The organism is Nostoc sp., assembly GCF_036917355.1.
Taxonomy (GTDB): Bacteria; Cyanobacteriota; Cyanobacteriia; order Cyanobacteriales; family Nostocaceae; genus Nostoc.
Genome location: NZ_JBALDP010000015.1, coordinates 43,790 through 61,019, shown reverse-complemented (window position 1 = coordinate 61,019; position 17,230 = coordinate 43,790). Strand labels below are relative to the sequence as shown.

Below are 17,230 nucleotides of genomic sequence, written 5' to 3'. Positions count from 1 at the left end.
GAGAAATAATGTAGAGAAGTAGCACTGCTACGTCTCTACAAGGGTTCTGGATAGCGCATCTTTAATTTCACCAGATGTCTATTAAGGAGTAGGTAAAAGTCAATAGTCTATAAACTTTAGACTACTGAAAATCCAAAGGCTCATATTCCCGACTTCTTAAAAAAGTTGGGAATTTTGTTGTCAAAAAACTCAGAATGCTACCTCAGCCTTCTCAGAAAGTAGCACACATAAAGTCTTGTCACTGTAAAGCTTAAGCTATTGTATTATGTATACCCAAATAATGTACTACAAGTAAACATAAACATCATGAAATATAGATTTTGGGCAAGTTATCTGCTTGCTGCTTTAGCTTTTCTGCCCTTTGAGCCTATAACCATTACTCAGGTTTTGGCAACAGAGTCAGTTTACCAACTGGCACAAGCAAAATCTGCTTACACCCAATATATGCAGCTTGGTTATAACGAAACCAAACGGAGAAACTATAGAAAAGCTTTATTGAATTTTCAGCAAGCAGAACGGCTACGTCCTGGAGATAGATATGCTACTGCTGCAATTAGAAATGTTACAAGTTACATCCAACGCGGTAGAAATCGTATTGCCTTTGTCCCAGGTAGACCTGGTAGGGTAAGGTCAGCAGGAACACGGGGAAGTTGCTTTCAAGCTGGACAATATCTTATTCCACTGACACCAACAGATAAGGAAGCTCAACGAACCACAGTAGAACGTCCCACATTCTTTTTCTACGTTCCTCAAACCTCGACAACAGTGCAAGCACTAGAATTTGTTTTGCGGGATGGTGATAGCATCGACCCATTATATAAGGGAACTTTCAAACCTGTTGGGCAGAATGGTATTGTTAGCGTAAATGTACCTGTCAATCAACCATCTCTACAAATCGGTAAAGAGTACAATTGGACTTTTTCGATGATTTGCGATCCTAATAACCGCGATAAAGACTCTTATGTAGAAGGTACAATTGTGCGATCGCAAGATGAAAACCTATCTCTTCAGCTAAACCAACCAAACACAGACTTGGATCGGGCAGTTTTATTCGCCACAGCCGGGTTTTGGGAAGATGCTCTGAGAACTTTAGCTAATTTACGCCGCCAGCGTCCTAACGATCCTGAAGTTCAAAAATATTGGGAAGATTTGTTAAATTCAGTAGACATTAAAGAAGTTGTAAATAAGCCTTTATTGCCCTGTTGTACTGCTCATAAATAAATTAACAATTACTTAAAAACCCGGTTTTGATAAAGAAGCTGGGTTTTTTACCCTTCAATTTAAGATTAAGCGATCGCAAATACTTATGGCATGGACGGTATCAATTCTCGCTAATTACTGCTGTAAGTCAACCTGGTAGAGAAACAGGAAGTGCGATTGCCTTAGAAGAAAAATTAGTGATCCCGCTTCACAAACTCAATAATTGAGTTAGTTAACTTGTATGACAAAGCTATATTCTTAATGTCTTAGCTTATTAAAGAACCAAGCTAAATCGTCTTATTGCACTCAAAAATAAGCAGTTGTAAATTCTTTATTCACAGACTCAATTAATTGAGTGACCCGTTCTTTGATTTCATCGCGGACTCTCGGAAAAATTTCTGGTTGTTCTGCTGGATCGTCTAACTGCCAGTCTTCAAATACTTCTCGCACAACCCATTCAGGCGGCAAATTCACCCCACAGCCACATAAAGAAATCACTACATCAAAGTCTTGTGCTTGGAAATCACTGAGGGGTTTGGAGTGTTGATCGGTAATGTCGATACCAATTTCTTTCATAGTTGCGATCGCTTCTGATCTGACCTGACTTGCTTCTAAACCAGAGCTAATCACTTCAATTTTTCCCTTACCAAGAGTTTTAGCAAAGCCTTCCGCTATTTGGGAACGGGCAGAATTCTTTTTGCAGACAAACATCACACGTTTCATGGTTCAAATCCTCCGAATAATTTGATTAAATTTAAAAGATTCTCGATTCAGATGGCAAAAAATAACGTTTTTCTAACCAGAAAGCCACATTAACCAGACCAATCAATACAGGCACTTCCACCAGAGGCCCGACGACGGCGGCAAAAGCAACACCCGAATTAATGCCAAATACTGCGATCGCCACTGCGATCGCTAATTCAAAATTATTTCCTGCCGATGTAAACGCAACACTTGCGGCTCTAGAATAGTCTGTTTTAACGCGCCAAGCCATGTAAAAGCTAACCAAAAACATGATGATGAAGTAGACGATCAATGGAATTGCAATCTTCACCACATCGAAGGGGATCTGAACAATCAAATTCCCTTTCAAGCTGAACATAACGACGATTGTAAATAATAAAGCAATCAGTGCGATCGGACTGATTTTAGGTACAAATTCCTCGTGATACCACTGCTTACTTTTCACTTTTACTAAAAAGTAACGAGTGAAAAATCCAGCTAAAAAGGGAATACCGAGATAGATAAACACACTTTTGGCAATCTCAGCAATGCTGACATTAACAACACTGCCTTGTAAGCCAAACAGTGGCGGCAGTACAGTGATGAAGAACCAGGCATAAGGACTATAAAAGATGACTTGAAAGATACTATTAAAAGCAACCAATCCAGCCGTGTACTCTGTATTGCCTCGTGCCAAGTCACTCCACACAACTACCATTGCAATACACCGGGCTAATCCAATCAGAATCAATCCCGTCATGTATTCTGGATAACCATGTAAGAAGATAGCTGCCAGAGCAAACATCAAAATTGGCCCAATAATCCAATTCTGAATTAGTGAAACACCAAGAATTTTTCCGTTGCGAAATACATCCCCTAATTCTTCATACCGCACCTTAGCTAAAGGCGGATACATCATCAGAATTAACCCGATGGCGATCGGTATATTGGTTGCTCCCACCTGAAACTGGTTGATAATGGCTTCTACTCCAGGAAAGAAATAGCCTAGACCAACACCGATAGCCATTGCTAAAAAAATCCACAAGGTTAGGAAACGGTCAATAAAGGAGAGGCGTTTTGCAGTTTTTTTGTTCATTACAATTAACCCCATACATGAATGCAGGGGCTTCGAGCAGAAATTTCAGATTATTCAATCCAACATCCAAAATTGAAAATCTAAAATTCGTGAGTTATATCAAGAGTATATCTCCATCATTTCAAAAAAAATTGATTTGTCAATGGCTATAAAACTAAAATTAAACAAAATATTACAAAAAAAATTGATGTATTTTTAAGGTTCGCAGGGGGGACGAATAGGTAATATGGGGCTAAAACGGCGGAATTCTGCTAAATACTGCTCTAAGACAGCAAACTGCGGTAGATTGAGGCTGTAGTAAATCCAGCGTCCTTCTTGACGAGCGCGAACTAAACCCGCTTCTTTCAGGGTTTTGAGGTGAAAAGATAGTTTAGATTGAGTGGTTCCCAGGTGGTCACACAGGTCACAGACGCATAGTTCTTGAGAGCGCAGCAGTTCTAATACCTGAATCCGTAGGGGGTCAGACAGGGCATGAAAGCCAGCAGCGATCGTATCAGGAGTGAAGGTGCTATTAGAAACCATCAACTTTTTTTGAAGTATTTCTTTATCGTAAAGTTTCAATCATCAGTTAAAGAATACCTTAACTAAAAAGAAAAGGTCAGTCTATAGTCGATTCTTAGTTGGAATCACAATCATTGAGAAATAGGGTACTTCGGCTGGATCGACTTCATCTAGGGGGATGATGCGTTGCTGTGATGTTGATGCCCGCTCAATATATCTTGCCCGTGATGCTAACCCTAATTTATGCAAGATATCTCGTACTTTGGTAAAGTGACGACCTAGTTTCATAATTGCAGCTGCGTCGGTCATCAGCAGATGTGTAGTCAGTTCTTCTGCTGGCAATGGGGCGGGTAAGACTGTGAGAATATCAGTGTAGTAGGTGAAAGGTACACCCAAGGCTACCGGACAAGCCATCAGTGAGGAAACTCCGGGGATAACTTCTGTTTCGTATTGGTCGCATAGCCGCGTGAACAGGTACATGAAGGAACCATAGAAAAATGGATCGCCCTCGCATAACACTACGACATCTCGACCTGCTGCTAAATGGTCAGCGATTGGTTGAATTTCGTTATCATAAATAGACTTGGCCTTTTCTGGTTCCAAAGCGCGGGGGAGGTGAAATAATACCTCGATTTGATTGCCAGGAAGATATTGCGCCACGATCGCTCTAGCGATACTTTCTTTATCTGTGGCTGATTGATAAGCTACCACAGGAGCCGCACGTAATAGCCGCAGTGCTTTCAGAGTCAATAATTCGGGATCGCCTGGGCCCACACCAATTCCATAAAGACGACCTTTGGGTTGCATATTCATTCTTCCTCCGTTGCCAGGGCGTTAACTGCTGCTGCCGCGATCGCACTTCCACCGCGCCGACCGTGTAAGGTTAAAAATGGTACATTCCTGCTGTCTGCTGCCAGTGCGGCTTTTGATTCGGCTGCACCGACAAACCCTACTGGAAAGCCCAAGATAATCGCAGGTTTGGGCGCTCCTTCATCGAGCATTTCTAACAGTCGGAACAAGGCTGTGGGCGCATTGCCAATTGCGATTACTGAGCCTTCTAAGTGCGATCGCCATAATTCTAGAGCCGCCGCCGATCTTGTGGTACCCGTACTCTGGGCAAGTTCTGGCACTTCTGGCTCGTTCAGGGTACAGATAACTTGATTGTTTGCAGACAACCGCCGTCTGGTAACGCCATCGGCAACCATTCGGCAATCACACAGAATTGGCGCTCCTGCTGCTAATGCTGCCCTTGCGGATTGCACTGCTGTTGGTGAATATCCCAAGTCAGTGACGATATCCGTCATTCCACAGGCATGAATTAGACGCACAGCAACTTTTGCTACATCTTGCGGCAGCACATCTAGATTCGCTTCTGACCGGATGATTGCAAAGGAATTACGGTAAATTTCGTTGGCATCTCGGATATAGTCGGGCATTAAATTTGGGATTTTAAATTTGGGATTGACATATAAAAATCAACAGGCTCAGATTGCCGATTTCTCTAAAAAGGTGGCAATCTTGTTGTTCGCAATTGATTGAGGGATTATATTAAATAATTGTTGTAATTGTTCGAGTGCAAATCGATTAGCAAATTCTCCAAAGGACTCATCAGAATTTAAGCGTTGAATTTTATATACATATAGCATCCGCCTTATTAATGCAGGTAGTTCGGCAAAAGTTACATATTGATATAGTTCGCGTCCGAATTTCTGATTGCTGTCACCAACATAAACGTGATAGCCTTCCACGGTTGTATTCTCAGCCTCAATGCTGACGCCGAGGAGAGTAATATCACTTTTGCTATGCTGGGCACAAGATTTTTCGCAGCCAGTAAAGTGAATATTAACTGGGTAATCGAGAGTAATGCGAGTTTCAAGATACTCTGCCAATGCCAACGCATGACTTTTAGTGTCAGTGGCAGAAGCGGCGCAACCCTTTTTTCCAGAACAGGCAACTAATCCACCCTTGATGTTGGTTGCAGAGGAATCTAATCCTAGTAAAGCAATTTCACTTTGGACATCAGCAACCCATTGCTGAGGAATATCTGTAAGGAGTAAATTTTGCCAAGGGGTTAGCCTGAGAGTTCCGCTACCGTATTTTGCTGCTAAATCTGCTAAACCCCGTATCTGTCTACTCTCCAATCGGCCAAGAGGTAAGACGACACCAATGTAAAATAAGCCTTGCTGACGTTGGGGATGGATGCCAATATGCTGATATTTCTCCCCTTTGCCTTCCTCTACGGTGTACACACAAGTCGAATTACCCCCCTTAATCCCCCGATGCATTGGGAGGAAACTAGAAATACAGTTCCCTCCCCTTTCCAAGGGGAGGGTTAGGGAGGGGTAAAACTTACGCTTAAACTCAGATGAGTGAACTGTTTCAGACTTGTGTGTACACCGTAGCTTGCCTTGCTGGGGGAGTAAGTCTTTTCTTATTTCACTGCATAAAAAAGAAAAAGGTAGACGCTGTTCAACTTCCTGGAGATAATTTTCACAACCCAAAGTATTCAATAACTCTCTCAAACGTAGCCGCCGCTTACTCGTAGGATGACTATAAGCTAGATAGACATCCGCCAAAGCTGCTAAGACGGGCAAACATTCCTCTGGTGGTAACAAAATTCCCGTATCGCCGGGGGGTTGACCCTTCTCACCAACACTGAGATAGAGACGAAAGTAAACATTATCGTTAACTAAGACAGCTGCAAAGGCGATATCATTCAAGCGATCGCACACCTGAATTATCCCACCACCATCAAAGCAAACGCTAAATTTGGCCGACAGTCCCGAAAGCGCCGGATGTGCAGCAATATAATCATCCCAACCTTGGACAAAAGGGCGAGTGTCGATTAATTCTTGGGGATCGATACCAGCAGTTGGACTGGTCATAATATTGCGGATTTGGTCTACAACAGTATTGTTAGAACCCAATCCCATATTTTGGAGGTACTTCAGAACTTCAGCATTTATCCCCGTGCGGATTTCACGAACTTGCAGGTTAGCTCGGTTAGTCACATCTATATAGCCGCCACCGTGCTGTTCTGCTATATCTGCGATCGCACGGCACTGCTGACTACTAATAATTCCACCTGGTATTCTAACGCGAGATAATATACCATCTGCGGCGGGAGTAGCATAAAACAAGCCAGGACAAGTGGCAAATCCAGAAACCAAACTTAGAACTCCTTCCCCGTGCAACGCAGGGAGTAGACGGTGAGTGTGTCTTGAGGACATCCTGAGAGTTGGCATTCTGACTTGGGTCATCCCATCACAGCTGCGGCACAGTCCCGGAATTTCACCGGAGTTTCCCAACTCCCAGCTTGAGTAATTTAGATTTTGTTTAGGTTATAGATTTCAACCAGACATCATCCAGATAATTATTTTACATTACTATTGCGATAAATAAATTTTAACTGAGCTTATCCACTGCCGTGTTACAGCAATTTTCGAGCAATTGATAGTATCCCTGGAAGCAAGGATGGAAACGTTTGTTTGATTGGTACAGAGGCACACAAAGTAAGGGATTTCCAGTGAATGTAGGGGCGCAAGTCCTTGCGCCCCTACGAGTTGTTTGAATTTTGAATTGCTTATACTGGCTGGGGTTTGAGTAAATCCGTTTTGGTAACAAATTCACTGAATGTACTTGCAACTTGCTGCGGTAATGCGATGCCTGGCGTTTGCACTGGTAAGCGAGGAAACAGTAATTCTGCAACTCGATAAGCTTCTTCGAGATGGGGATACCCTGAAAAAACGAAGGTATCAATTCCTAAATCGGCATATTCCAGCATCCGCGCTGCAACTGTGTCTGGATCTCCAACTAAGGCAGTCCCAGCACCTCCACGCACTAAGCCAACACCTGCCCATAAGTTGGGGCTAATTTCTAGGTTTTTGCGATTACCTTTATGCAGTTGAGCCATGCGGCGCTGTCCTTCTGATTCAGACTGAGCAAACCGCTGATGTGCAGCTGCTATGGTTTCATCATCGACATACTGAATCAGTTCATTGGCCGCATCCCAAGCTTTTTGCGTAGTTTCGCGGACTATAACGTGCATCCGAATCCCAAAGCGGACTGTTCTACCTTGTTCTGCTGCTAATCGACGTACCTTTGCAATCTTTTGGGCAACTCGATCTGGTGGTTCACCCCAAGTTAAATACACATCAATGTGTTTGGCCGCAACTTGGAGCGCCGCATCTGAAGAACCACCAAAATATAAGGTGGGATAAGGCTTTTGTACGGGAGGAAATTGGAGTTTTGCGCCTTGAACTTTTAGATGGCGACCACTATAGGTTACTTCTTCACCTTGCATGAGCGATCGCCAAATTGTCAAAAACTCATCTGTAAGTTCATAACGCCGATCGTGATCTAAGAAAATCCCATCTTTAGCAAGTTCTTTTGTGTCGCCACCAGTGACAACATTCAAAATAATTCGACCATTAGAAATCTGGTCAAAAGTAGCAGCCATTCTAACTGCCAAAGAAGGCGACATAATTGCCGGACGAAAGGCTACAAGAAACCGCAACCGTTCTGTAACTGAAATTAATGAAGTAGCTACAATCCAAGTATCTTGTTTTTGTCCGGTACCAATCAACATCCCGCCATAGCCCAATTTATCAACAGCTTGGGCGATTTGCTGCATATAGGGATAAGTAGCTGGTCGCCTGCCGATTGTAGTACCTAAATAACGCTCATCTCCCTGTGTCGGCAAATACCAAAAAACTTCCATTTTCTTATCTCCTGGCGCTATTTCTGACTAATGGTTTCCGGTGTGATGGCTGCATATTGTTCGCTAGTCAGCATCGCTTCTTTAATATTAATTGGCTTAGGTATCACTTTTTCTTTGGCAAATAAATCTGCAATTTTCTGTTGTTTTTCCATAATTTCAGGCGTAATTGGTCTTATACCGTAAGTTCGCCTTTCAACCATTGTTGTTAAAATATCTTCATCAATTTTGAGGTGAGGAATAGTCAGTTTTACAACTTCTGCTCGGTTTTTTTCAGCCCATTGACCTGTGTTATCTATCTCCTCAAGAACTAATCGCACTAATTTCGGGTTTTCTGTGGCAAATTTTCGCGCTGCCATGTAATATCCGCCCTGAGTAGAAATGCCACTAGCATCTCGCAAAACACGAGCATTTGCTTTTTTTTGGGCCACGGCTAAATAAGGGTCCCAAGTTACCCAAGCATCTATTTTGCCTTGAATGAAAGCATCACGAGCTTCTGAAGGAGGGAGGCTAATAGCTTGAATATCATTATATTTCAAACCAGCCTCTTCTAAAGCTTTTATTAATAAGTAATGGGAAGCAGAACCCTTTTGAAAAACTACTTTTTTCCCTTTGAGATCGGCTAAAGTCCGAATCGGTGAATTATTTTGGACAATAATTCCGCTTCCTTTACCAGTGCTGGGTTTATTACTAGCAACATAAACTAAAGATGTACCAGCCGCTTGGGCAAATATCGGGGGAGTCTCGCCTACGGAGCCAATATCAACTCTACCCACATTCATCGCTTCCATCAGTTGTGGCCCGGCAGCAAATTGCGCCCATTCTACAGAAATACCTAAAGGCTTTAGACGTTTTTCGATCAATCCTTTAAGTCTGAAAATATCCCCAGAACTTTGATATCCCATTCGGACGACTTTGGTTTTTAACCCTGTGGTTTGATTTGCTGAATTTGGGGTTTGGACTGAGCAACTGATTAAAGTTGTTGAGATTGTTAATAATCCAGGTAAAAGGAATAGTGAAAAACCTTGGAAAATCTTAACTCGTGGCTGTTTGAAGGCAGGAATCATGGACGTGATACTTTGTTTTTTAATTTGCTTTTGGACTTATTTGACTAATATTTGCCTATGTTCAGTCGTAGAGGCGCACATTTGTGCGCCTCTAGTGTTGTATTGCTGCTAACCTAAAAATTTAGACTTTTTGAAGCTGAAGGTTCTTTTGGAATAGTTCTTGAACATTTTTCCAAGCATCGGCGGCAGCTTCGGCATTGTAGCTGGCGCGATGATTGCAGAAAAAGCCATGCCCTGCACCGGGATAACGGAAGATAGCATGAGTAATCTGATTTTTCTTCAATTCAGCCTCAATCTGTTCTGTATGTTCTAAGGGGATTCCCCGATCGTCAAGACCAAAGAAGGCGTAAATAGGGCCTTTAATCTCTGGAGTGCGGGTGATGGTTGGTTCTCCACCACCGGGAGTTGAGTTGGGAATACCGCCACCATAGAAGGAAGCTGTAACTTTAATATCTGGTAAAGTGGCAGCTAGATAAACGACGTGACCACCAAAGCAGAAACCAATAGAGCCGATCGCATCTCCTTGTACATTTGGTAAGGTTTTTAAATAAGCGATCGCAGCTTTAATATCACTCAATATTTCATCGGCTGTTGTCTGCTCCTTATATCCTCTCCCTTGCTGAACATCTTCAGGAGTGTATCCACCCTCAAAACCGGGAGCGGTGCGTTGAAATAAAGTCGGTGCGATCGCCACATACCCCTCTTTGGCAAATTTCTCAGCAACTTCCCGAATGTGAATATTAACCCCAAAAATTTCCTGAATCACGATAACGGCTGGGAAGGTTCCCTTTTGTGCTGGTTCAGCTAAGTAAGCATCAATTTGCAAATCTCCGTTAGGGACTTTAACTTGAGCAGTGCGAATTTCTGTGTTTGTCATCTTGGGATTAGCTTGTAATAGCTTTCAGGACACGATGTTTTATCGTAATTTTTATGCAATACTACTTAAAATACATCAATTTACCGTAGTTTAAGAGTAGTATTTCACAAACAATGTGCAAAGGCAAGTCCTTTGATTTAGAGATGTAGATGAATATAAGACCATACCAAGAATCTGATGCTAAATTAGTCAGTGCTTTGTGGGATGAGGTGTTTCCGAATAATCCGTCGCACAGCAGCCCAAAATTGGTAATCAGTCAGAAGCTTGCTGTACAGCCTGAGTTGTTTTTCGTTACTGAGATTAACTCTGTAATTGTAGGCACTATCATGGCAGGATATGATGGGCATCGCGGTTGGCTATACACAGTTGCAGTCAGTCCTCAGTATCAACGGCAAGGTATTGGTAGCAAGCTAGTGCAGCACGCAGAGAAGGTATTAATAGCGATGGGATGCCTCAAAATCAATCTCCAAGTTCGTGTTTCCAACGCAGAAGTAGTTGAGTTTTATAGAAAACTTGGCTATCTCATTGAAGAACGCATCAGTATGGGAAAGCTTGTTGTATAGATGTTTGGTGAGTTTGAACAGAAAAACTTTAGAAATACGCCAGTATTACGGCAAAAGGTGATTGTAGCATTACCAAATTTAACCCAAATTAGGAGAAAAATTTATGAAGCTTAATGCAATTCATCATATTCAAGTAACCTATCCTTTTGAAGTAGAGGAAGCAATGCTATTTTTCTACAGCAAAGTTTTGGGACTGACTGAAATTGCCAGACCTGATGCGATCAAAAATGATTCAGGAGCATGGTACAAGTTGGGAGACATTGAACTGCACGTAAGTAGTGAGAAAAACGCCAATAACCAAGCATCTAGACGGCATTTTTGTTTGCAAGTCGATAACTTGAACGCCTTTGAAGAACACCTAAAAGAGCATGGGATAGAAATTATTCCCGATCGACGACCACTTCCAGGATGCGTGCGGTTTTTCCTCCGAGATCCCGGTGGGAATCGTATAGAGATTGCAGAGTTCGTTAAGAGTACCTTTGCACAGCGACAAACAATCGATTTTGTCGCCTGAAATCCTTACTATGGAAACAATCGACACCAGTCAACGTTCGCGCAGCGTCTCGTAGAGAAGTTATGATGGTTTTCAAGGTTCTGGCGAGTGGTGTCGATGAGTTCAATACATTTGGAAAAAGAGCATAGAATTTTACCTATGCTTGTCAAAATCTTGTCAATCTGACTCCTCAATTCTGATTTCTGAATTCTTTTTCAAATCAACAATTTTCTCCTGACGTTTCACACGCACCAATACTCACCCAAGTGCTAGAACCATCTTGCCAATGTTCTTTCTTCCATATAGGGGCATTGTGTTTGAGCGTATCAATAGCATATTGGCAAGCTTCAAACGCCTCACTCCGATGAGGAGAACCCACAGCTACTAAAACGCTGATTTCCCCAACTTGCAAACGTCCAACGCGATGATAAATCGCGACTCGATTCACATCAGACATAGATAAGCGAATATCAGCAGCAATTTGATAAAATATCCGCAACGCCATCGGTTCATAAGCTTGATACTCTAGAGCAATCACAGGTTTACCGTCGGTTTGATTGCGAACCATACCACTCATCACAACCACAGCACCGTTGGCTGGATCGTCAGACTTGGTGTAGATTTCTTCTAGAGATAATGGTGCAAAGGTAATGGCAAAACTATCTTCGGCTCTTGGTTTAACAGCAGAGGCAAGTGTACTCGTCATAATTGCATTGATATTATGTGGGTTTTTTCTATTGTCTCTGAACAAAGCGTTGCTGGCCTATGTTCGCTAGCTCTTGTTAATGCTTTTGGGCAAAAAAGGATTTTTGAAGTTGAGAAATTTTGTTGCCGTTCGGGACAGCAATCAAGGGTTAAAATTATTTTCCCATAGTCAAAGTAATTTTATCTGTTAGCAAAAAATTATCATGACTCAAATATTCTAGAATTTACTTAAAATCACGAAAATTAACTGTTACCCTCTTTATGTCATATTAATATAATTAAAGCGATCAAGCTATCTGCTTGTTTATTTATTTAAGTAATCCGATGGTAATAGACATTTGAAATATTGGTGGCAATATCCACCTATAGAAAGAGCTATAAATCCACGTTTATTAGTAATACGAGGGCAAGTCGTCATTCAGCAATAGTTAGGAACAATTTAATGAAATCTTTCGTGTGTAACAAAGAATTAGAGAGGCTTGAGGCTCTGTATCAGTACCAGATTCTGGACACTCCACCAGAAGAAGAATTCGACGATCTAGCGTTCTTAGCCACACAGATTTGTAACACACCGATCGCCTTGATTAATCTAATTGACGCTAACCGTCAGTGGTTCAAAGCCAAGGTGGGATTGGATGTACCGGAAATGCCACGAAATAACGGGTTCGGCTCGATTTGTATGGAAAGTGGCGAAGTTTTGATTATTCCCGACACCTTGGCTGATGAACGATTTGCGACAAATCCCCTAGTTACCTCTGTTGAATTTGCTGTGAGATTTTATGCTGGTGTCCCTTTGTTAGCACCTGGAGGAGAAGCGATCGGGACTCTGTGTATAGTCGATCGCGTACCACACCAAATCAGTGTTCAACAGGTGGAAGCATTGCAAACTCTTAGCCGCGTGGTAGTTAGACAACTAGAGAAACGACGGGACTTAGTTGAACTGGCAAGCATCAAACGGGAGTACAAGCAGTTACAAGAAGCATTACAGCAAAGCGAATCTACTTTGGGCACTTGCAAACAAGTAGAACGACAAATTCACGAACAAGCAGTATTGCTGGATATTGTTAGTGATGCAATTGTCGTGCAAGATTTGTCCAAGAAAATTTTATTATGGAACAGAAATGCTGAAGAGCTTTATGGCTGGAAGTCAGAAGAAGCTATAGGTAAACAGTTCGATGAAATTTTATCCACTGAACCTTTGATACAACATTTAGAGATTTATCAAACTGTTTTTAAGAATGGCTTTTGGCAAGGTGAATTACACACAACCAACAAATATGGTAAGCAACTGATCGTTGAAACTCGCTGGATGCTGATCGAGGATGAGCATTCTCAAGCTCAATCAATTCTTACCGTTGATACTGATATTACTCAGAAAAAACAACTGGAAAAGCATGTTTTACGTGTTCAACGAATGGAAAGTATAGGCACTCTTGCTAGCGGTATTGCCCACGATTTAAATAACGTGTTGTCACCAATTTTGATGTCAGTGCATCTGCTCAAAGCTAAAAGCCACGATCGACAGATTAACCAGATGTTATCAATTATAGAAAGCAATGCCAAACGTGGTGCTGATTTGGTCAAGCAAGTGCTGTCATTTGCTAGGGGAATCGAAGGTGATATCCAAGGACAATCCGCTACGCCTCAACACACCGTGCTTCAAGTAAAACACCTGATTTTAGAAATCTGGCAAATTATCTCACAAACATTTCCCAAATCAATTTTAGTGTATACAGAAATTCAAGAGGAATTGTTACATGTTTGTGCTGATAGCACACAATTGCATCAGGTACTAATTAATTTGTGTCTCAATGCGCGGGATGCTATGCTTACAGGCGGAACTTTAACAATATCTGCCGAGAATATCTGGATTGATGAAATTTATGCGAGTATGCATATAGGCGCTAGAGTTGGCGCTTACATTGTCATGACAGTTGCTGATACAGGATTTGGCATTAGCAAAGAAATATTAGATAGAATATTTGAACCATTTTTTACCACAAAAGAATTGGGTAAAGGTACGGGGCTTGGGCTATCAACAGTAATGGCAATTATTAAAGAACATGGTGGTTTTATCACTGTATCAAGTTGTGTAGGCAAGGGTACAAAATTTCAGGTGTACTTGCCAGCAGTTAATCAAGTTCCAAGCCAATCATTACAAGATAGAGAAATACCAACGGGATCGGGAGAATGCATTTTGGTTGTAGATGATGAAACTGCCATTCGGGAAATTACTAAAACATCCCTAGAAAATTATAATTACACAGCAATTACTGCTAGTGATGGCATAGAAGCATTAGCAATTTATGCCCAGTATCAAGAAAAAATTAGTGCCGCAATTGTTGATATAATGATGTCCAAGATGGATGGAGCAACTACCATTCGCACATTGCAAGGCATAAATCCGCTGTTGCCGATTATTGCTGTAAGTGGACTGGCAACAAGCGAGCAAGTACCGATCGATAAAACGGCTGACTATACTGCCTTTTTACCTAAACCCTATACAACACAAGAATTATTGAAAACTCTACATACAGTTATTAGTCATTAATCTGCACTATCTAGACGATCGCAGTCATATCTACCTTTAATCTCTTGATTGAAAAAGCTGCCAATTGAGTCCGAGGAATGTAAATCTTCCCAAGTATCCTCGTCTACGCCTAAGTACTGATAAACCGCTCCACTCTGAAACTCAACTTGCAAAATCTGTTCGTTGCGATCGTAGCCTACAGCCATAGCCATTGATGAGACAACTGGTAGCATCACAATGGGTTCTTCTTCAAAGGGTAATGCAGTCGTTTCGGCAATCGCTTCGTTGAGTTCTTGCAATCCTTCATAAGCTTGTATCGGTGCCGGAATTTCCAAAAACTCTAGTTCGTTGCCTCGATCGAGCAACAACTGCAAATATCCATCAGAATGAGCGATCGCTACTAAACTGCTCAAGTCTACCTTAGATAGCTTCATTTATTTTGTACTCTCCTATTGGCGTAGTCGGGAGTGGTAAAGTTTTATGCAATATCAAGTGCTTTTAATAGTACATTTATACTAAATAATCGCTTAAGTGTCAAGTTTTTCCTTCTAAGAGAGAATTTTAGGTATGTAGAGACGCTTTAGCAAGCAGCACGCAGTGTTTTTCTCTGACATCCTGGGAAATACCCATGATTAAGTTTGGGTAAATGGGGTGTTTGAGTCACCTGCCGCAGCAATCTCTGCTTTGTGAGGGGAACTCAACAGGCGAACTAAAAAATTGCATAAATAAATGTTCAACTCGCCTCAGTTAGGTACTTAGAGGATGTCTGAGAAGTATCAAATATTTCTTGATCCTCCCTAACCCACGCCAGTCGCTCATGGGGGAAACCCCCATTGCGCAGCGTCTCGTAGAGAAGACCGCGCTGGCTCCCCTTAAAAAAGGGGGAATAAGAGTCTTAAAGTCCCCCTTTTTAAGGGGGATTTAGGGGGATCTCCAAGGGTTAGATGTATAGAAAAAAACTTTTCAGACATCCTCTTAAAAATTTCAACCAATCTTTTCTGTGTCTAGACTTAACTGAGTTTCCATTGCTATTTGTATCGCTCAATTAGCTCACCCTTTTGGGTGAGTCATATATCAACCGATCAGATGACCTGACTGAAGGAAGTTGAGATTAATAATAAAGAGGACTCTATTACTAAGGAACACGGATTGCATTTTACCTAAATATAACTTATGAAACTTACTAACTTAATAAATTCTGCACTGATTTTTGCTTCTATCACTCTTGTACCTGGAATCGCTGGCGCTCAAACAGCTACTACCAATAACGGTGAAACAATAGCTGTTAACTCTAACAATTTATCCATTAACTCGACTTCTGCGAATTACCTCCAGCCTTTGAATTTAGTTACTTTTGCTTATCAAGGAGGTCTGCAACAACATGGTATTCCTAGCGGAGAAGCGCTAGTACTTAAAACTCTGAATAGAAATATTATTGCAAAAGATTTGGTTAAAGCTGCTGTGAATGCAGATAAATTACCATCACAAGTTTTAAACGATCAAAATTATTTAAGTGCTGTTAATTTAGAACTCAACGTATTGCCAGATTATGCTGCTGCTGATTAATTTGGTTTTTCTTATATCTTTTGAGAAAGCTAAGTTTTTCAGTATGGTATATTTGTATCCTTGTTACTAAGGATAAATAAAAGCCTTTCATACATAGCGATCGCAGTGTATTAAAAGTATACAAGAAAGCTTGATATTGAAGAATAATTTCTAAATTTTGACATAAGTTATATTTATGCTGTGCTAAAGCCATAGAAAATTGTATAATCGACAGCTTATCGAGCAAAAATTTCTATAGAGAATGACAGAAGTAATAAGATCCGGGGGCCTAAATAATATTGAGTCCATTGAATTTGAAGAGCAGTGCTTAGAAAAAGCCAGACAAACAGGCGATCGCAATGCAGAAGTCGTTTCTTTGGCAAGTTTGGGCAATGCCTACCAGTCACTAGGTGAGTACCACCTAGCAATTGAGTTTTATCAGCAGTGGTTAGATATAGCTAAAGAAATAGGCGATCGCTTAGAAGAAGCCAAATCTTTATCTGGGTTGGGTAACGCTTACCAATCACTCGGCAAATACCAGCGAGCGATTGAATTTTATCACCAGTGGTTGAGTATTAGCAGGAAAATAGGCGATCGCACTGGGGAAGGCATTTGCTTGGGAAGTTTGGGTAATACTTATGAATACCTGGGTAAGTACGAGCAAGCGATTGAATTCTATCACCAGTGGTTGAGTATTACCAAGAAAACAGGCGATTGGACTGGGGAATGCATAAGCCTGGGAAGTTTGGGCAATACTTATGAATCATTGGGATCTTACCAACTAGCAATTGAGTTTTACCAACAATGGTTAGGGCTGGCAAAATTCATTAGCGATCGCAATGCTGAAGGCATGGCTTTGAGTGGATTGGGCAGTGTTTATAAGGCTTTAGGAAAGTACCAAAGGGCGTTGGAGTTTTATCAGCATTCATTAGAGATCGGAATGGATCTTGATGACGGAAACGGGGAAGCAAACGCCTGGTTTAATTTGGGTTTGGTCTTAGAAAAAATCAATCGAGAATCTGAAGCAATGGATGCCTTTTGCAATGCTCGTGAAATTTATCATGCAATGGGACTCGATGCCAACCTGCAAGATTGTAACCATGCCATTGAGTTTCTTTCTCAAAATATTGCAAGCGCACCATCTACTTTCTGGTTAAGGAGATGGTTAAGTCATTTGTCGCAGTCGATTAAAACTGGTTCTAAATAAAGAGTG

General features: G+C 41.5%; 18 protein-coding genes and 1 riboswitch. Of the genes, 7 read left to right on the top strand and 11 right to left on the bottom strand.

The features are described from left to right. The first annotated feature begins 306 nt into the window (after positions 1-306). Both V7K53_RS04190 and V7K53_RS04185 read left to right on the top strand, forming a co-directional pair. Entirely contained in the window at positions 307-1,221 is a 915-nt protein-coding gene (locus V7K53_RS04190; protein ID WP_335196386.1) for a DUF928 domain-containing protein, read from the top strand. A gap of 26 nt (positions 1,222-1,247) precedes the next feature. Then, positions 1,248-1,427 carry a hypothetical protein gene (locus tag V7K53_RS04185; protein WP_335196385.1) on the top strand — a complete coding sequence of 60 codons (180 nt, stop codon included), beginning with the start codon at positions 1,248-1,250 and terminating at the stop codon, positions 1,425-1,427. A gap of 79 nt (positions 1,428-1,506) precedes the next feature. On the opposite strand, the gene arsC is transcribed toward V7K53_RS04185, so the two are convergent. The 9 genes from arsC to V7K53_RS04140 form a co-directional block, all read right to left on the bottom strand. After that, positions 1,507-1,923, bottom strand: coding sequence for an arsenate reductase, glutathione/glutaredoxin type (gene arsC / locus V7K53_RS04180; RefSeq protein WP_335196384.1), 417 nt, complete (start codon positions 1,921-1,923; stop codon positions 1,507-1,509). 31 nt (positions 1,924-1,954) lie between these two features. After that, complete coding sequence (gene arsB, locus V7K53_RS04175; protein ID WP_335196383.1) at positions 1,955-3,019, bottom strand: ACR3 family arsenite efflux transporter; 1,065 nt, start codon at positions 3,017-3,019, stop codon at positions 1,955-1,957. Between the two features lie 195 nt (positions 3,020-3,214). Next, a complete protein-coding gene (locus V7K53_RS04170; protein WP_335196382.1) occupies positions 3,215-3,541 on the bottom strand; it encodes an ArsR/SmtB family transcription factor in 327 nt (108 codons plus the stop codon). 81 nt (positions 3,542-3,622) lie between these two features. Then, complete coding sequence (locus V7K53_RS04165; protein WP_335196381.1) at positions 3,623-4,327, bottom strand: precorrin-2 C(20)-methyltransferase; 705 nt, start codon at positions 4,325-4,327, stop codon at positions 3,623-3,625. 2 nt (positions 4,328-4,329) lie between these two features. Beyond that, positions 4,330-4,956: a precorrin-8X methylmutase gene (locus V7K53_RS04160; protein WP_335196380.1), complete on the bottom strand. Its 627-nt coding sequence runs from the start codon at positions 4,954-4,956 to the stop codon at positions 4,330-4,332. 48 nt (positions 4,957-5,004) lie between these two features. Next, complete coding sequence (cobG, locus tag V7K53_RS04155; protein WP_335196379.1) at positions 5,005-6,780, bottom strand: precorrin-3B synthase; 1,776 nt, start codon at positions 6,778-6,780, stop codon at positions 5,005-5,007. Next, positions 6,752-6,835, bottom strand: a riboswitch (adenosylcobalamin-variant (AdoCbl-variant) riboswitch). It overlaps the preceding gene by 29 nt. A 268-nt stretch (positions 6,836-7,103) precedes the next feature. Further along, on the bottom strand, positions 7,104-8,240 hold the full coding sequence (gene ssuD / locus V7K53_RS04150; protein WP_335196378.1) for an FMNH2-dependent alkanesulfonate monooxygenase: 1,137 nt from the start codon (positions 8,238-8,240) through the stop codon (positions 7,104-7,106). A gap of 17 nt (positions 8,241-8,257) precedes the next feature. Continuing rightward, a complete protein-coding gene (locus V7K53_RS04145) occupies positions 8,258-9,304 on the bottom strand; it encodes a sulfonate ABC transporter substrate-binding protein (RefSeq protein ID WP_335196377.1) in 1,047 nt (348 codons plus the stop codon). Between the two features lie 121 nt (positions 9,305-9,425). Beyond that, on the bottom strand, positions 9,426-10,181 hold the full coding sequence (locus V7K53_RS04140; protein WP_335196376.1) for a dienelactone hydrolase family protein: 756 nt from the start codon (positions 10,179-10,181) through the stop codon (positions 9,426-9,428). Positions 10,182-10,330: 149 nt separating this feature from the next. On the opposite strand from V7K53_RS04140, the gene V7K53_RS04135 reads away from it, so the two are divergent. Both V7K53_RS04135 and V7K53_RS04130 read left to right on the top strand, forming a co-directional pair. Then, positions 10,331-10,744 carry a GNAT family acetyltransferase gene (locus tag V7K53_RS04135; RefSeq protein WP_335196375.1) on the top strand — a complete coding sequence of 138 codons (414 nt, stop codon included), beginning with the start codon at positions 10,331-10,333 and terminating at the stop codon, positions 10,742-10,744. 103 nt (positions 10,745-10,847) lie between these two features. Further along, positions 10,848-11,258, top strand: coding sequence for a VOC family protein (locus tag V7K53_RS04130; RefSeq protein ID WP_335196374.1), 411 nt, complete (start codon positions 10,848-10,850; stop codon positions 11,256-11,258). 199 nt (positions 11,259-11,457) lie between these two features. Here V7K53_RS04130 and V7K53_RS04125 read toward each other — a convergent pair whose 3' ends face one another. After that, entirely contained in the window at positions 11,458-11,943 is a 486-nt protein-coding gene (locus V7K53_RS04125; RefSeq protein ID WP_335196373.1) for a molybdenum cofactor biosynthesis protein MoaE, read from the bottom strand. A gap of 441 nt (positions 11,944-12,384) precedes the next feature. On the opposite strand from V7K53_RS04125, the gene V7K53_RS04120 reads away from it, so the two are divergent. Continuing rightward, complete coding sequence (locus V7K53_RS04120; RefSeq protein ID WP_335196372.1) at positions 12,385-14,493, top strand: hybrid sensor histidine kinase/response regulator; 2,109 nt, start codon at positions 12,385-12,387, stop codon at positions 14,491-14,493. Here the strand turns inward: V7K53_RS04120 and V7K53_RS04115 are convergent. Further along, on the bottom strand, positions 14,490-14,906 hold the full coding sequence (locus tag V7K53_RS04115; RefSeq protein ID WP_335196371.1) for a KTSC domain-containing protein: 417 nt from the start codon (positions 14,904-14,906) through the stop codon (positions 14,490-14,492). The two genes, V7K53_RS04120 and V7K53_RS04115, sit on opposite strands and share 4 nt — an antisense overlap. Before the next feature lie 739 nt (positions 14,907-15,645). Here V7K53_RS04115 and V7K53_RS04110 point away from each other — a divergent pair. Both V7K53_RS04110 and V7K53_RS04105 read left to right on the top strand, forming a co-directional pair. After that, positions 15,646-16,038 (top strand): hypothetical protein, encoded by a 393-nt coding sequence (locus V7K53_RS04110; protein ID WP_335196370.1) that lies wholly within the window; start codon positions 15,646-15,648, stop codon positions 16,036-16,038. A 241-nt stretch (positions 16,039-16,279) separates the two neighbouring features. Beyond that, complete coding sequence (locus V7K53_RS04105) at positions 16,280-17,224, top strand: tetratricopeptide repeat protein (RefSeq protein WP_335196369.1); 945 nt, start codon at positions 16,280-16,282, stop codon at positions 17,222-17,224. The last annotated feature ends 6 nt before the right edge of the window (positions 17,225-17,230 follow it).

Excerpts from the sequence above, each read along its gene's own strand:
- V7K53_RS04110 (WP_335196370.1), top strand. The coding sequence starts at position 15,646 with ATGAAACTTACTAACTTAATAAATTCTGCACTGATTTTTGCTTCTATC.
- V7K53_RS04165 (WP_335196381.1), bottom strand. The coding sequence starts at position 4,327 with ATGCAACCCAAAGGTCGTCTTTATGGAATTGGTGTGGGCCCAGGCGAT.
- cobG (WP_335196379.1), bottom strand. The coding sequence starts at position 6,780 with ATGACCCAAGTCAGAATGCCAACTCTCAGGATGTCCTCAAGACACACT.
- V7K53_RS04140 (WP_335196376.1), bottom strand. The coding sequence starts at position 10,181 with ATGACAAACACAGAAATTCGCACTGCTCAAGTTAAAGTCCCTAACGGA.
- ssuD (WP_335196378.1), bottom strand. The coding sequence starts at position 8,240 with ATGGAAGTTTTTTGGTATTTGCCGACACAGGGAGATGAGCGTTATTTA.
- V7K53_RS04160 (WP_335196380.1), bottom strand. The coding sequence starts at position 4,956 with ATGCCCGACTATATCCGAGATGCCAACGAAATTTACCGTAATTCCTTT.
- V7K53_RS04145 (WP_335196377.1), bottom strand. The coding sequence starts at position 9,304 with ATGATTCCTGCCTTCAAACAGCCACGAGTTAAGATTTTCCAAGGTTTT.
- V7K53_RS04115 (WP_335196371.1), bottom strand. The coding sequence starts at position 14,906 with ATGAAGCTATCTAAGGTAGACTTGAGCAGTTTAGTAGCGATCGCTCAT.
- V7K53_RS04130 (WP_335196374.1), top strand. The coding sequence starts at position 10,848 with ATGAAGCTTAATGCAATTCATCATATTCAAGTAACCTATCCTTTTGAA.
- V7K53_RS04105 (WP_335196369.1), top strand. The coding sequence starts at position 16,280 with ATGACAGAAGTAATAAGATCCGGGGGCCTAAATAATATTGAGTCCATT.
- V7K53_RS04190 (WP_335196386.1), top strand. The coding sequence starts at position 307 with ATGAAATATAGATTTTGGGCAAGTTATCTGCTTGCTGCTTTAGCTTTT.
- V7K53_RS04120 (WP_335196372.1), top strand. The coding sequence starts at position 12,385 with ATGAAATCTTTCGTGTGTAACAAAGAATTAGAGAGGCTTGAGGCTCTG.
- arsC (WP_335196384.1), bottom strand. The coding sequence starts at position 1,923 with ATGAAACGTGTGATGTTTGTCTGCAAAAAGAATTCTGCCCGTTCCCAA.
- arsB (WP_335196383.1), bottom strand. The coding sequence starts at position 3,019 with ATGAACAAAAAAACTGCAAAACGCCTCTCCTTTATTGACCGTTTCCTA.
- V7K53_RS04125 (WP_335196373.1), bottom strand. The coding sequence starts at position 11,943 with ATGACGAGTACACTTGCCTCTGCTGTTAAACCAAGAGCCGAAGATAGT.
- V7K53_RS04170 (WP_335196382.1), bottom strand. The coding sequence starts at position 3,541 with ATGGTTTCTAATAGCACCTTCACTCCTGATACGATCGCTGCTGGCTTT.
- V7K53_RS04135 (WP_335196375.1), top strand. The coding sequence starts at position 10,331 with ATGAATATAAGACCATACCAAGAATCTGATGCTAAATTAGTCAGTGCT.